We start from the raw sequence: 15,003 nt of genomic DNA, 5'->3' as shown, positions 1-15,003 counted from the left end.
CTTAACGCCTCAGGGTACGATGCATGAAAGGAGAAAGTGCCATGCGTCTTTGTGATCGCGATATAGAAGCCTGGCTGGATGAAGGCCGTTTGTCTATTACCCCACGTCCACCCGTTGAGCGTATCAATGGCGTGACCGTTGATGTGCGGTTAGGCAATAAATTCCGTACCTTTAGCGGCCATACAGCACCGTTCATTGACCTTAGCGGGCCGAAGGACGAAGTCAGCGCCGCGCTCGATCGCGTGATGAGTGACGAAATCGTAATCGATGAAGGCGAAGCTTTTTATCTGCATCCAGGTGAACTGGCCCTGGCGGTGACGTTTGAATCCGTCACCCTGCCTCCGGATCTGGTTGGCTGGCTTGATGGCCGTTCTTCGCTGGCGCGACTGGGGCTGATGGTTCACGTGACCGCGCACCGTATCGATCCTGGCTGGTCGGGGCGTATCGTGCTGGAATTCTTCAATGCCGGTAAATTGCCGCTGGCGCTGCGCCCGGGCATGATGATCGGCGCGTTGAGCTTTGAACCTCTGTCAGGCCCGGCAGATCGTCCTTACAACCGTCGGCAGGACGCAAAATATCGCGACCAGCAGGGCGCGGTTGCCAGCCGTATTGATAAAGACTGATCGTTAGCCCATTGAGGATGCCATGAGAAGAGTTCTGACAACGCTGATGATTTTGCTGGTGGTGCTGGTGGCTGGCCTTTCGGCGTTGGTTCTGCTGGTTAACCCCAACGATTTCCGCGCTTACATGGTGCGGCAGGTCGAGGCACGCAGTGGTTATCAACTGAAGCTTGACGGGCCGCTGCGCTGGCACGTCTGGCCGCAGCTCAGCATTCTCTCTGGCCGCATGTCGCTCACGGCGCCGGGGGCGGCCCAGCCGCTGGTGTCCGCAGACAACATGCGCCTTGATGTGGCGCTGTTCCCGCTCATTTCCCATCAGCTGCAGGTTAAGCAGGTGATGCTGAAAGGCGCGGTGATCCAGCTCACCCCGCAAACCGAAGCCGTGCGTGATGCCAGTGCGCCGGTTGCGCCGCGCGAAAATACTCTGCCTGATGATCCGTCCGATACCGGCTGGTCCTTTGATATCGGCAAGCTGAAAGTTGCCGATAGCGTGTTGGTTTTCCAGCATGAGCACCAGGAGCAGGTGACCATTCGCAACATTAACCTGCAGATGGAACAGGATGCTCATCATCTTGCGTCGCTGGAATTTAGCGGGCGCGTGAACCGCGATCAGCGTGATTTGACCCTGTCGCTGAATGCTAATGTGAACGCCTCAGACTATCCGCACCAGCTTACGGCCGACATCCAGCAGCTGAACTGGCAGCTGACGGGTGCCGATCTTCCCACCCAGGGGATCACAGGGCAGGGAACGCTGCAGGCCGTGTGGCGCGAAGAGCAAAAGCAGCTGGAGCTGGATAATCTCAACCTGCAGGCAAATGACAGTAGCCTGAAGGGGCAGGCGAGCGTCACGCTCGAAGAGAAGCCGAAGTGGGTGCTGAATCTGCAGTTTGACAAGCTCAACCTGGAAAATCTGCTGCCGCCTCTGCCCGCCAGCGCCACGGACAGCGATGCCACGCAGACGGGGCAAAGCCAGGCACCGGTATCACGTCCGGTAATCTCGTCTAATCTCGATCAGCCTGACTATAACGCCCTGCGCGGGTTCACGGCGGATATTCTGCTGAAAGCCAATAGCCTGCGCTGGCGCGGCATTGATTTTAGCGACGTGAGCAGCCAGATGTTTAACCATAACGGTTTGCTGTTGATCTCCGAGCTGAGCGGAAAGATGGGCGCAGGCAGCCTCTCGCTGCCCGGCACGCTGGACGTCCGTAAAGACGAAGCCAGCGCCGAATTCCAGCCGCGTCTCGACAACGTTGAGATAGGCACCATCCTGAACGCGTTTAATTATCCGATATCCCTGACGGGGCAGTTGACGCTCGCGGGTGACTTCTCAGGCACGAAAATTGATGCCGATGCTTTCCGCCGCGAGTGGCAGGGACAGGCGCATCTTGATCTGAAAAATTCCCGTATGGAAGGGCTTAACTTCCAGCAGCTGGTGCAGCAGGCGGTCGAGCGCAGCAGCGATGTGAAGGCCCAGGATAACTACGACAGCGCCACGCGCCTCGACAGCTTCACCACGGACCTGACGCTGGACAACGGACAACTTACTCTCGACGGAATGCAGGGTACTTCTTCACTCTTATCAATGACCGGTGAAGGTAAGCTGGATCTGGTGAAAGAAACCGCGGACACGCGCTTTAACGTGCGCGTACTTTCCGGCTGGCAGGGTGAAAGCAAGCTCATCGACTTCCTGAAAGAGACGCCGGTCCCGCTGACCGTATACGGCAAATGGCAGGCCCTGAATTACCGTCTGGAGGTGGATCAGATCCTGCGCAAGCATCTGCAGGATGAAGCGAAACGTCGGCTTAGCGGCTGGGCGGAACGCAATAAAGATTCACAGGACGGTAAGGACGTTAAGAAGCTGCTGGATAAGCTTTGATGTCCGTTGCGCCGGGTGACGTTGCGGCCTGATGCCCTCACCCCGGCCCTCTCCCACGGGAGAGGGAGCAAACACTAAAAACGGCAACCGGGTTGCCGTTTTGTTTTACCTAAACCTCAAAATCCAGTTCTTCCTCATCCCGCAGCGGAATGAGCTGAACCTTCTGCACGCGATGGTTTTCAATCTGCAGCGTTTTGAGCAGATAGTCGCCCACCTGAACCTCTTCTCCCGGCTGCGGGATACGCTGCAAATACTCCATTAGCAGACCGGCGATAGTGTGATATTCCCGTTTTTCATCCAGCGGCAGCGGCACGTATTGCACCAGGTCTTCCAGCGGCATATGGCCGTTAGCCGTCCACGAACCGTCTGCGTTTTTCTGAATATCATGGCGGGCGTCAATCTCATCCACCTCGTTAGGCAGATTACCGGCAATGGTTTCCATCACGTCGCTGAGTGTGACCAGCCCTTCCACCGAACCAAACTCATCCACCACAAAGGCAAAGTGCGTGCGCGCGTTACGGAATTGCTCAAGGGCGGAAAGCAGCGGTAGTCCCTCCGGGAAAACCAGCGGCTGGCGGACCAGGACGCGCAGATTGAGCGCCTCGCCGTGCAGCTGCTGCTGGAGCAGGTCAATAACGTGCACCACGCCCAGCAGCTCCTCTTCCTCTTCACCGCCGGTCACTACCACGCGGGTGTGCTGGTTTTTATCCAGCAGGGCGCGAATATGCTCTTCCGGTGCCGTCAGGTCGATATGCTCAATATCGTGCCGCGAGGTCATGATGCTGCTGACCGTCCGCTGATTCAGATTAAGCACCCGCTCGATCATCCGTCGTTCCTGCGGGTCGAAGATCAGCCCGTCGCTGTGATCGGCCAGCATGGCGGAGGATTCGGCATCCAGCTCCGCATCCTCTTTCTTACCGCTTAGCAGGCGCATAACCGTGTCGGCAGTACGCTGACGCAGGGTCTGATTCGCGGACAGGAAGCGGCGGCGGTTAAATATCGCCAGCTGGTTAAGCGCTTCAATCATGACGGAGAAGCCGATGGCGGCGTACAGGTAGCCTTTCGGAATATGGAAGCCAAAACCGTCGGCCACCAGGCTAAAGCCAATCATCAGCAGGAAGCTCAGGCAGAGGATCACGATGGTCGGGTGACTGTTCACAAAGCGGGTCAGCGCCTTGCTGGCCATGACCATCAGCGTGATGGCAATAATCACCGCGGCCATCATCACCGCAAGGTGGTCCACCATCCCGACGGCGGTGATCACCGAGTCGAGAGAAAAGACCGCATCCAGCACCACGATTTGCGCCACTACCGGCCAGAATTTCGCCCCGCGGCGCTGGGTTGGATTCTCGCTGTCTTTGCCCTCCAGCCGCTCGTTGAGCTCCACCGTGGCTTTGAACAGCAGGAACAACCCGCCGAAGAGCATGATCAGATCGCGGGCGCTAAAACTCAGACCGTGGATGGAGAACAGAGGCTGTGTGAGCGTCACCAGCCAGGAGATAGAGGCCAGCAGCAGTAACCGCATCACCATCGCCAGCAGCAGGCCCGTCACGCGCGCGCGGTCGCGCTGGGAAGGGGGCAGTTTTTCAGCGAGGATGGCGATAAAAACCAGATTATCAATCCCGAGCACGAGCTCGATGACGACCAGCGTAACCAGCCCGGCCCAGATTGAGGGATCGGCAATCCATTCCATAGTAATAGCAATACCTTCTGTTATATGACGAATGTCACACTTCGATCATGGATAAAGCTGGGGGAAATTGCAATGCCGGGCTGAGATTTCTCTTAATACGACGGGTAATAAAGAGAGCATTCTCAATAGGGTGTAAATAAGCGAAATACGTATATTTAATTACAAGGAAGGCATTTTAGGATATATCGCAGGGACTGATTTTTACTCTTATTTTGTCAATATAAAGAAAATCCTAAAAGTTCAAAAATTTGCTCTTAATATTAATCTTAAAAACCAATATTAGGACAGTTGTCTCCTTGCCTGCTATTAGGTTAGCTGCAACAATTCTCCCAGCATCAAATGTTAAATCTCGGTGTTGCTATTAATGTTCTGTCTTCAGGGATGGTTATTCATTATCCGTCGGGTTTCTCAAGCGACTGATATATTTCCAGAAGACCTTGCTCAAGAGGGTGTCTATCCATAACACATTGTTTAGTCAGTGGATTGGTAACTGAAAGCCAAGGGCGGTAGCGTGCCTGAAAGCGTGTGAATCAGCCTCGATTATTCTGTCAATAGCCAATGGATGAATAAGCTTTTTTTAGGACTGATGCCAGTTATATTTCTATTTGATTAACTGCATGCTGAAACCCAATACGACTCGAGCTTATTTAAATTGCACAGGATAATTACTCTGCCAAAGTGATAAATAATCAATGATGAAATCCAAAATGAAATTGATGCCATTATTGGTGTCTGTGACCTTGATGAGTGGTTGCACGGTCTTTCCCGGCAGCAATATGTCAACAATGGGTAAGGATGTGATCAAGCAACAGGATGCCGATTTTGATCTCGACAAAATGGTGAATGTTTATCCACTTACGCCTCGTCTGGTCGAACAATTACGTCCACGTCCGAATGTTGCCCAGCCGAATATGTCGCTGGACCAGGAAATTGCGTCCTACCAGTATCGCGTGGGGCCGGGTGACGTGATCAACGTGACCGTCTGGGACCACCCTGAACTGACCACGCCAGCGGGCCAGTACCGAAGCTCAAGCGACACCGGTAACTGGGTGCAGTCAGATGGCACCATGTTCTATCCCTACATTGGTAAAGTCCATGTTGCAGGGAAAACGCTTGCCGAGATACGTAGTGATATTACCGGCCGCTTAGCGCAGTACATCGCCGATCCGCAGGTGGACGTTAATATCGCCGCATTCCGCTCGCAAAAAGCCTATATCTCCGGCCAGGTGAACAAATCCGGCCAGCAGGCCATCACCAACGTTCCTCTGACCGTACTGGATGCCATCAACGCCGCGGGCGGGTTAACCGACGGCGCTGACTGGCGCAACGTCGTGCTCACCCACAACGGGAAGGAGCAGCGCATTTCGCTGCAGGCGCTGATGCAAAACGGCGATCTGACCCAGAACCGCCTGCTCTATCCGGGCGACATTCTCTACGTGCCGCGCAATGACGATCTGAAAGTCTTCGTGATGGGTGAAGTGAAGAAACAGAGCACCCTCAAAATGGACTTCAGCGGTATGACGCTGACCGAAGCGCTGGGCAATGCTGAGGGTATCGATCTGACGACCTCTAACGCGACCGGTATCTTCGTTATCCGTCCGCTGAAAGGTGAGGGCAGTGCGAAAGGCAAGATTGCCAACATCTACCAGCTGGATATGTCCGATGCGACCTCTCTGGTGATGGCAACGGAGTTCCGTCTCCAGCCATACGATGTGGTGTATGTCACCACCGCGCCGGTTGCCCGCTGGAACCGTCTGATCAACCAGTTGCTGCCAACCATCAGTGGCGTTCGCTACATGACGGATACGGCGCGCGACATTCATACCTGGTAATCCGCGATGTTTAACAAAATTCTGGTGGTATGCGTGGGGAACATTTGCCGTTCCCCTACGGCTGAACGGTTGTTGAAACACTACCAGCCCGAACTGACCGTTGATTCGGCAGGGCTGGGTGCACTGGTCGGTAAAGGTGCCGATGAGCGCGCAACGAGCGTGGCGCGGGATCATCACCTCTCTCTCGACGGCCACGTGGCCCGCCAGGTCACTGGCCGCATGTGCCGGGAGTATGACCTGATCCTGACGATGGAAAAACGCCATATTCATGCGCTTTGCGATATCGCTCCGGAGATGCGCGGCAAGGTGATGCTGTTTGGTCACTGGGACAATGAACGTGAAATCCCCGATCCGTATCGCAAAAGCCATGAGGCCTTTGAGGCGGTTTACACCTTACTTGACCAGTCTGCCCAACAGTGGGCGCAGGCACTGAAAGTTCAGCAGGGATAACAATGACAGAAAAAACGAGACCTTCTGCCGCCCCGACTTCGGGCAGTGATGAAATTGATATTGGGCGCCTGGTCGGCACTGTTGTAGAGGCAAAGTGGTGGGTGCTGGGCATTACCGCCGTGTTCGCCGCGGCGGCCGTCGTCTATACGCTGTTCGCCACCCCTATCTACAGCGCCGACGCGCTGGTACAGATCGAGCAGAATACCGGCAACTCGCTGGTGCAGGACATTGGTTCCGCGCTGGCGAACAAGCCGCCGGCATCCGACGCCGAAATTCAGCTCATCCAGTCACGCCTGGTGCTGGGTAAAACGGTTCACGACCTCGGGCTCGATATCTCCGTCACCAAAAATACCTTCCCGGTCTTTGGTGCCGGCTGGGATCGTCTGATGGGGCGCAACAACGACACGGTGAAAGTCACTGACTTCGTGCTGCCGAAAGGGGCAGGCGATCAGACGTTTACCCTGAAGGTGCTTGGCCCGAAACAGTACCAGCTAACCAGCGACGCAGGTTTTAGCGCGCGCGGCGAAGTGGGGCAGATGCTGACCAAAGACGGCGTCAGCATGATGGTTAGCGCCATCAACGCCCAGGAGGGCGGCGAATTCACCGTCACTAAATTCTCCACCCTGGGGATGATCAACAATCTGCAAAACAACCTGACCGTCACCGAAAACGGTAAGGACACCGGCGTGCTGAGCATGACCTTTACTGGTGAAGATAAGGATCAAATCCGCGACATCCTGAACAGCATTACCCGCAACTATCTTGAGCAGAACGTTGAGCGTAAGTCGGCAGAAGCGGCGAAAAGCCTGGCCTTCCTCGCGAAACAGCTCCCGGAAGTGCGCGGCCATCTGGATGATGCCGAGAACAAGCTGAACGCCTATCGTCAGGATAAAGACTCCGTTGACCTGCCGCTGGAGGCGAAATCGGTCCTCGATTCGATGGTCAACATTGACGCGCAGCTCAACGAGCTGACCTTCAAAGAGGCGGAGATTTCCAAGCTTTATACCAAACGTCACCCGGCCTACCGCACGCTGCTGGAGAAACGCCGCACGCTGGAAGAGGAGAAGGCGAAGCTCAATGACCGCGTGACCGCGATGCCGAAAACGCAGCAGGAGATCGTGCGTCTGACCCGCGACGTGGAGTCCGGACAGCAGGTTTACATGCAGCTGCTGAACAAGCAGCAGGAGCTGAAAATCACCGAAGCCAGTACCGTCGGTGACGTGCGCATCGTTGACCCGGCCATTACCCAGCCTGGCGTGCTGAAGCCGAAGAAAGCGCTGATTATTCTCGGCAGCATTATTCTCGGCCTAATGCTCTCCATCGTGGGCGTGCTGCTGCGTTCGCTGTTCAACCGCGGTATCGAAAGCCCGCAGGTGCTGGAAGAGAGCGGTATCAACGTCTATGCCAGCATTCCGCTGTCCGAGTGGCAAAAATCCCGCGACAGCGTCAAAACCATCAAGGGCGTCAAGCGTTACAAACAGAGCCAGCTTCTGGCGGTGGGTAACCCGACCGACCTCGCCATCGAAGCGATCCGTAGCCTGCGTACCAGCCTGCACTTCGCCATGATGCAGGCCAAAAACAACGTCCTGATGTTAACCGGCGTCAGCCCGTCGATTGGTAAAACCTTCGTCTGCGCCAACCTGGCGGCGGTGGTCAGCCAGACCAACAAGCGCGTGCTGCTGATCGACTGCGATATGCGTAAGGGCTACACCCACGAGCTGCTGGGCACCAACAACGTTAACGGTCTGTCGGAAATTCTGCTCGGTAAAGGTGAAATCAGCCAGAGCGCGAAACCTACAACGGTGCCGAAATTTGACCTGATCCCTCGCGGTCAGGTGCCGCCAAACCCGTCCGAGCTGCTGATGAGCGAACGTTTCACCCAGTTGATTGAGTGGGCGAGCAAAAATTACGACCTGGTGCTGATCGATACGCCGCCAATTCTGGCGGTGACCGACGCGGCCGTCGTTGGCCGCCACGCGGGCACCACGCTGATGGTAGCGCGTTACGCGGTGAACACCCTGAAAGAGGTGGAAACCAGCCTGAGCCGCTTCGAGCAGAACGGGATTGAGGTGAAAGGGGTGATCCTGAACTCCATCTTCCGCCGCGCGACCGGGTACCAGGATTACGGCTATTACGAGTACGAATATAAATCTGACAGTAAATAACAAAACACACCCCACCCCCTCACCCTAACCCTCTCCCCAAAGGGGAGAGGGGACAGTTCGGTGCGGGATTTGGGGGACGAACGTAATGATAACCACTGGCTGCCTTTCACCCTCTCCCCTGTGGGGAGAGGGCCGGGGTGAGGGGAAAAGATGACCACACAACGCCCTTTAGTATCAATCTATATGCCGACATGGAATCGTCAGCAGCTGGCGATCCGCGCCATCAAATCCGTCCTGCGACAGGATTACGATAACTGGGAGCTGATCATCGTGGATGACTGCTCTTCCTCGTATGAACAGCTGCAAAAATTCGTGACTGACCTCAACGACCCGCGGGTGGTCTATACGCATAACGCGATTAACTCCGGCGCCTGCGCTGTACGTAATCAGGCGATTATGCAGGCCAAAGGGCAGTATTTGACCGGGATCGACGACGATGACGAATGGACGCCGAACCGCCTGTCTATTTTCCTGTCGCATAAAGAGCAGCTGGTCACGCACGCTTTCCTGTATGCCAACGACTATGTCTGTCAGGGCGAGGTGTACTCGCAGCCCGCGAGCCTGCCGCTGTACCCGAAATCACCGTACTCTCGACGCCTGTTTTACAAGCGCAACATCATTGGTAACCAGGTCTTCACCTGGGCGTGGCGCTTTAAAGAGTGCCTGTTCGATACCGAACTGAAGGCCGCGCAGGATTACGACATCTTCCTGCGGATGGTGGTGGAGTATGGCGAGCCGTGGAAAGTGGAAGAGGCCACGCAGATCCTGCACATCAACCACGGGGAGATGCAGATCACCTCGTCGCCGAAGAAGTTCTCGGGCTACTTCCATTTTTACCGCAAGCACAAGGACAAATTTGACCGTGCCAGCCGTAAATATCAGCTCTTTACCCTCTATCAGATCCGCAATAAGCGCATGAACTGGCGCACGCTGCTGACGCTGCTGTCCGTGCGTAACGGCAAGCGCCTGGCTGATGGACTTCGGGGGAAATAATGTTTCTGGAAGATTGCCGCGCTAACAGCTGGAGCCTGCGTCCGTGCTGCATGGTTCTGGCGTACCGCATCGCGCACTTTTGCTCGGTGTGGCGTAAGAAAAGTGTGCTGAACAATATCTGGGCGGCGCCCGTGCTGGTGCTGTACCGCATCATTACCGAATGCTTTTTTGGCTATGAAATTCAGGCCGCTGCCACCATTGGCCGCCGCTTTACCATCCATCACGGCTATGCGGTGGTGATCAACAAGTTTGTGGTCGCCGGGGATGATTTCACCATTCGTCATGCGGTCACCATTGGCAACCGCGGGCCTGACAGCCTGGCCTGCCCGGTCATCGGCAATAACGTCGAGCTGGGGGCGAACGTGGTAATCATCGGTGACATTACGATTGGTAATAACGTCACGATTGGTGCTGGCAGCGTAGTGCTGGACAGCATTCCGGATAACGCGCTGGTGGTGGGAGAAAAAGCCCGCGTGAAGGTGATTAAATGAACATTCTGCAATTTAACGTACGCCTCGCAGAAGGCGGAGCGGCTGGCGTGGCCCTGGATCTGCACCAGCGCGCGCTGCAAAAAGGACTACAGTCTCGTTTTATTTACGGCTACGGCAAAGGCGGCAAGAAAAGCGTCAGCCACGATAACTTCCCGCAGGTGCACAAGCACACGCCGCGTCTGACCTCGATTGCCAACATTGCGCTGTTCCGCCTGTTTAACCGCGATCTGTTTGGCAACCTGAACAACCTTTACCGCACCGTGACGCGCACGACCGGCCCGGTTGTGCTGCATTTTCACGTGCTGCACAGCTACTGGCTGAATCTGGAAGAGGTGGTGGCGTTTTGTCAGAAGGTGCAAGCCCACAAGCCCGACACCCGATTCGTCTGGACGCTGCACGATCACTGGAGCGTGACCGGACGCTGCGCGTTTACCGACGGCTGCGAAGGCTGGAAAGATAACTGCCAGAAGTGCCCGACGTTAAGCAACTACCCGCCGGTGAAGGTGGATCGCGCGCATCAGCTGGTGGCCGGAAAGCGTCAGCTGTTCCGCGACATGCTCTCGCTCGGCTGTACGTTTATCTCCCCGAGCCAGCACGTGGCCGATGCCTTCAACAGCCTGTACGGGGCAGGGCGCTGTCAGATTATCAACAACGGCATCGACGTAGCGACGGAAGCCATTCTTGCCGAGCTGACTCCGGTGGCCGAAACCGCGGGCAAACCGAAAATTGCTATCGTTGCGCATGACCTGCGTTACGACGGTAAAACCAACCAGCAGCTGGTGCGCGACATGATGGCGCTGGGTGACAAGATAGAGCTTCACACCTTCGGCAAGTTTTCACCGTTCGAAGGGGCCAACGTGGTGAACCACGGGTTTGAGACCGACAAGCGCAAGCTGATGAGCGCGCTGAATGAAATGGACGCGCTGGTGTTCAGCTCCCGCGTGGATAACTACCCGCTGATCCTCTGCGAAGCGCTCTCTATCGGCGTGCCGGTGATCGCCACCCACAGCGATGCGGCGCGCGAAGTGCTGGAAAAGTCCGGCGGGAAAACCTTCACGGAGCAGGAGGTCCTGCCGCTGGTACAGCTGCCGAAGGCGCAGATTGCTGAGATCGTTTTTGGCACAGACCTGGAATCGTTCCGCAACCGCAGCCGCAAGGCCTACAGTGGACAACAGATGCTGGAGGAATATGTCTCGTTCTATCAGAATCTGTAGTTATCTGCTGCTGCCGCTGATCTACCTGCTGGTCAACGTCAAAATTGCCCAGCTCGGCGAAAGCTTCCCGATAACCATCGTAACCTTCCTGCCCGTTCTGCTTCTGTTGTATGTCGATAAAATCAACCTCAAGAAGCTGATGATTGCCTTAGGTCTGGGCACGGGCCTGACGCTGTTTAACTACATCTTTGGCCAGTCGCTGGATGCGAGTAAATACGTCACGTCGACCATGCTGTTTGTTTATATTGTTATTATTATCGGAATGGTCTGGAGTATTCGGTTTAAAACTATTTCTCCGCACAATTATCGGAAAATCCTTAGGTTCTTTTATATTGCCGTTGCGTTAATTGTTATGCTTGCCGCACTGGAGATGGCGCAAATTATTCTCACCGGCGGCAGCAGCCTGATGGAGATAATTTCGAAATATCTCATTTACAGTAACAGCTATGTATTGAACTTCATCAAGTTTGGCGGGAAGCGTACTACGGCCCTCTATTTTGAACCGGCGTTTTTCGCTCTGGCGTTAATCTCAATTTGGCTCAGCATCAAACAGTTTGGTATCAAAACGCCTAAGACCGATGCTATGATTCTTGCAGGAATTGTTCTGTCTGGATCGTTCTCAGGGGTAATGACATTTATCCTGTTTTACCTGCTGGAGTGGGCGTTCCAGTACCTGAACAAAGATGCGATTAAGAACAAACTGCCGCTGGCGATTATCTCCCTGACGGTATTTATGGTAGGCGTGATATTTGCCTTCCCGTACATCTCAGAACGTCTGGGTGATTTGGGAACGGAAGGGTCTTCGTCCTATTATCGCATCATTGGGCCACTGGTGATGGTGGGTTATTCCTTAACCCATATTGATGGGGTAGTAAGATTCGGCTCACTTTACGAATATGTTGCATCATTCGGAATCTTTAACGGTGCGGATGTCGGTAAAACCATAGACAATGGTCTGTATCTGTTAATTATTTATTTTTCGTGGTTCGCCGTACTGTTGACCCTGTGGTATCTGTTTAAAGTTTTCAAAATGATGATTAACGCGTTTGGTGATAACCAGAACTTTCGCGTTCAGCTTTATCTGTTTACTCCGGTGTCGCTGTTTTTTACCGGGTCAATATTTAGCCCGGAATATGCTTTCTTGATTGTCTGTCCGTTTATTCTGCGCAAGGCGCTTAATATTACGAACGTATGACGAAATGAGGTGATTTATGTTTCTTAGCGTCATTACTGTCGCTTTTCGTAATTACGAAGGGGTGGTAAAAACCTGGCGCTCGCTGCGCAACCTGGCGCGCGATCCAAGCCTCACCTTTGAGTGGATTGTGGTCGACGGCGGCTCGAACGATGGCACGGCGGAGTTTCTGGAAAAACTCAACGGTGAGTTCAACTTACGCTACATCAGCGAGAAAGATAAAGGCATCTATGATGCGATGAATAAAGGCATCAACATGGCGCAAGGCCGTTATGCCATCTTCCTGAACTCGGGCGATATTTTCCATGAAGACGTGGCGCTGTTTGCCCGTCAGCTGGCTCGCCAGAAAGAGGACGCCATGTATATTGGCGATGCGCTGCTCGATTTTGGCGACGGACATAAAGTGTGCCGCAGCGCGAAGCCAGGCTGGTATATCTATCACAGCTTGCCGGCCAGCCATCAGGCCATTTTCTTCCCGGTAAAGGGGCTGAAAAAACAGCCTTACGATTTACAGTATAAAGTGTCATCCGATTATGCGCTGGCAGCCAGCCTGTATAAATCAGGTTATCCGTTCCGTCGAATTAAAGGGCTGGTGTCTGAATTCTCAATGGGCGGCGTGTCAACGTCTAATAATCTGGAATTGTGCCAGGACGCCAAAAACGTACAGCGTAAAATATTACGCGTGCCGGGGTTTTGGGCGGAATTGTCTTATTTATTACGCCTGCGTACCACAGGCAAAACGAAAACCTTATATAACAAAGCCTGAATATAAGGAAACGCAATGCAGGATTTAAAAGGTTTCTCCGTGCCGAAAGGTTTTCGGGGCGGGAACGGTATTAAGGTACAGCTGTGGTGGGCCGTTCAGGCAACGTTATTTGCCTGGTCGCCGCAAATAATGTACCGCTGGCGAGCTTTTTTATTGCGCCTGTTTGGCGCAAAAATCGGAAAAAACGTAGTCATCCGACCTTCTGTGAAAATTACCTATCCGTGGAAATTAACGCTTGGGGATTACGCATGGGTTGGGGATAACGCGGTGTTATATACCCTGGGCGAAATAACGATTGGCGCAAATTCGGTGGTTTCACAGAAATGTTATTTGTGCACCGGCAGCCACGATTTTATGAGTCAGCATTTTGATATTACCGCTTCGCCTGTTGCGATAGGTGAAAAATGCTGGCTGGCAACGGATGTTTTTGTTGCACCGGGTGTTTCTGTTGGCGATGGCACGGTAGTCGGTGCCCGCAGCAGCGTTTTTAAATCGCTACCGGCAAATAAAATTTGCCGTGGCAACCCCGCAGTGGTGATACGCGAACGCGTTGAAACTGATTAAATTCATAAGTAGAGGAATATAAACATGTCTAAAGTCGCTCTCATCACCGGCGTTACCGGGCAGGATGGTTCTTACCTGGCAGAGTTCCTGCTGGAAAAAGGGTATGAAGTACACGGTATTAAACGTCGTGCATCTTCTTTCAACACCGAACGTGTGGATCATATTTATCAGGATCCTCACGCGGCGAACCCGAAATTCCACCTGCACTACGGCGACCTGACCGATACCTCCAACCTGACCCGTATCCTGCAGGAAGTTCAGCCGGATGAAGTCTACAACCTGGGCGCGATGAGCCACGTAGCGGTCTCCTTCGAATCCCCGGAATACACCGCCGACGTTGATGCCATGGGTACGCTGCGTCTGCTGGAAGCGATTCGCTTCCTCGGCCTTGAGAAGAAAACTCGCTTCTACCAGGCATCCACCTCCGAGCTGTACGGTCTGGTGCAGGAAATCCCACAGAAAGAGACCACGCCGTTCTACCCGCGCTCTCCGTATGCGGTAGCAAAACTGTACGCCTACTGGATCACCGTGAACTACCGTGAATCCTACGGCATGTACGCCTGTAACGGCATCCTGTTCAACCACGAATCTCCACGTCGCGGCGAAACCTTCGTGACCCGCAAAATCACCCGCGCTATCGCCAACATCGCGCAGGGTCTGGAGTCTTGCCTGCACCTCGGCAACATGGATTCCCTGCGTGACTGGGGCCATGCCAAAGACTACGTGAAAATGCAGTGGATGATGCTGCAGCAGGAACAGCCAGAAGACTTCGTGATTGCGACCGGCGTGCAGTACTCCGTACGTCAGTTCGTTGAAATGGCTGCGGCACAGTTGGGCATCAAACTGCGCTTCGAAGGTACCGGCGTGGAAGAGAAAGGTATCGTTGTTTCCGTGACCGGCCACGACGCTCCGGGCGTGAAGCCAGGCGACGTGATTGTCCAGGTTGACCCGCGCTACTTCCGTCCTGCTGAAGTGGAAACTCTGCTGGGCGACCCAACCAAAGCGCACGAGAAGCTGGGCTGGAAACCAGAAATCACTCTGCAGGAGATGGTTTCCGAGATGGTAGCCAAAGATCTTGAAGCAGCGAAAAAACACTCCCTGCTCAAGTCTCATGGCTACGAGGTTGCCATCGCGCTGGAGTCCTGAG

At 54.3% G+C, this 15,003-nt stretch carries 13 protein-coding genes; 12 read left to right on the top strand and 1 reads right to left on the bottom strand.

Features of this window, described 5'->3' with window-relative positions; translation table 11 throughout:
• Positions 1–41 precede the first annotated feature (41 nt).
• Both dcd and asmA read left to right on the top strand, forming a co-directional pair.
• Positions 42–623, top strand: a complete 582-nt coding sequence (gene dcd, locus SPG90_RS10255) for a dCTP deaminase (protein ID WP_023312408.1) — start codon at positions 42–44, stop codon at positions 621–623.
• A 22-nt stretch (positions 624–645) separates the two neighbouring features.
• Entirely contained in the window at positions 646–2,496 is a 1,851-nt protein-coding gene (asmA, locus tag SPG90_RS10250) for an outer membrane assembly protein AsmA (RefSeq protein WP_126303443.1), read from the top strand.
• A 109-nt stretch (positions 2,497–2,605) separates the two neighbouring features.
• On the opposite strand, the gene SPG90_RS10245 is transcribed toward asmA, so the two are convergent.
• Positions 2,606–4,189, bottom strand: coding sequence for a TerC family protein (locus SPG90_RS10245; protein WP_023312406.1), 1,584 nt, complete (start codon positions 4,187–4,189; stop codon positions 2,606–2,608).
• Positions 4,190–4,881: 692 nt separating this feature from the next.
• Here SPG90_RS10245 and SPG90_RS10240 point away from each other — a divergent pair.
• The 10 genes from SPG90_RS10240 to gmd all read left to right on the top strand — a co-directional run bounded on the left by SPG90_RS10240 (position 4,882) and on the right by gmd (position 15,002).
• Positions 4,882–6,021 (top strand): polysaccharide export protein, encoded by a 1,140-nt coding sequence (locus SPG90_RS10240; protein WP_014170829.1) that lies wholly within the window; start codon positions 4,882–4,884, stop codon positions 6,019–6,021.
• A 6-nt stretch (positions 6,022–6,027) separates the two neighbouring features.
• Complete coding sequence (wzb, locus tag SPG90_RS10235; protein WP_023312405.1) at positions 6,028–6,471, top strand: low molecular weight protein-tyrosine-phosphatase Wzb; 444 nt, start codon at positions 6,028–6,030, stop codon at positions 6,469–6,471.
• Positions 6,472–6,473: 2 nt separating this feature from the next.
• Positions 6,474–8,636 carry a tyrosine-protein kinase Wzc gene (gene wzc, locus SPG90_RS10230; RefSeq protein WP_126303442.1) on the top strand — a complete coding sequence of 721 codons (2,163 nt, stop codon included), beginning with the start codon at positions 6,474–6,476 and terminating at the stop codon, positions 8,634–8,636.
• Positions 8,637–8,786: 150 nt separating this feature from the next.
• Entirely contained in the window at positions 8,787–9,629 is an 843-nt protein-coding gene (gene wcaA / locus SPG90_RS10225) for a colanic acid biosynthesis glycosyltransferase WcaA (protein ID WP_023312403.1), read from the top strand.
• Entirely contained in the window at positions 9,629–10,120 is a 492-nt protein-coding gene (gene wcaB, locus SPG90_RS10220) for a colanic acid biosynthesis acetyltransferase WcaB (protein ID WP_045403001.1), read from the top strand. The genes wcaA and wcaB overlap by 1 nt, the downstream gene beginning before the upstream one ends.
• On the top strand, positions 10,117–11,334 hold the full coding sequence (gene wcaC / locus SPG90_RS10215) for a colanic acid biosynthesis glycosyltransferase WcaC (RefSeq protein ID WP_032658829.1): 1,218 nt from the start codon (positions 10,117–10,119) through the stop codon (positions 11,332–11,334). Before wcaB ends, wcaC begins: the two co-directional genes overlap by 4 nt.
• On the top strand, positions 11,309–12,529 hold the full coding sequence (gene wcaD / locus SPG90_RS10210) for a colanic acid polymerase WcaD (RefSeq protein WP_322408113.1): 1,221 nt from the start codon (positions 11,309–11,311) through the stop codon (positions 12,527–12,529). Before wcaC ends, wcaD begins: the two co-directional genes overlap by 26 nt.
• A 16-nt stretch (positions 12,530–12,545) precedes the next feature.
• Positions 12,546–13,292, top strand: a complete 747-nt coding sequence (wcaE, locus tag SPG90_RS10205; RefSeq protein ID WP_033145980.1) for a colanic acid biosynthesis glycosyltransferase WcaE — start codon at positions 12,546–12,548, stop codon at positions 13,290–13,292.
• A 15-nt stretch (positions 13,293–13,307) separates the two neighbouring features.
• Positions 13,308–13,856 carry a colanic acid biosynthesis acetyltransferase WcaF gene (gene wcaF, locus SPG90_RS10200; RefSeq protein WP_045403004.1) on the top strand — a complete coding sequence of 183 codons (549 nt, stop codon included), beginning with the start codon at positions 13,308–13,310 and terminating at the stop codon, positions 13,854–13,856.
• 24 nt (positions 13,857–13,880) lie between these two features.
• Positions 13,881–15,002: a GDP-mannose 4,6-dehydratase gene (gene gmd / locus SPG90_RS10195; RefSeq protein ID WP_014884502.1), complete on the top strand. Its 1,122-nt coding sequence runs from the start codon at positions 13,881–13,883 to the stop codon at positions 15,000–15,002.
• The last annotated feature ends 1 nt before the right edge of the window (position 15,003 follow it).

Origin of the sequence: Enterobacter sp. D2, from assembly GCF_034427575.1 — a bacterium.
Lineage (GTDB): Bacteria > Pseudomonadota > Gammaproteobacteria > Enterobacterales > Enterobacteriaceae > Enterobacter > Enterobacter cloacae_M.
This window is presented reverse-complemented; position numbering and strand designations above follow the sequence as displayed.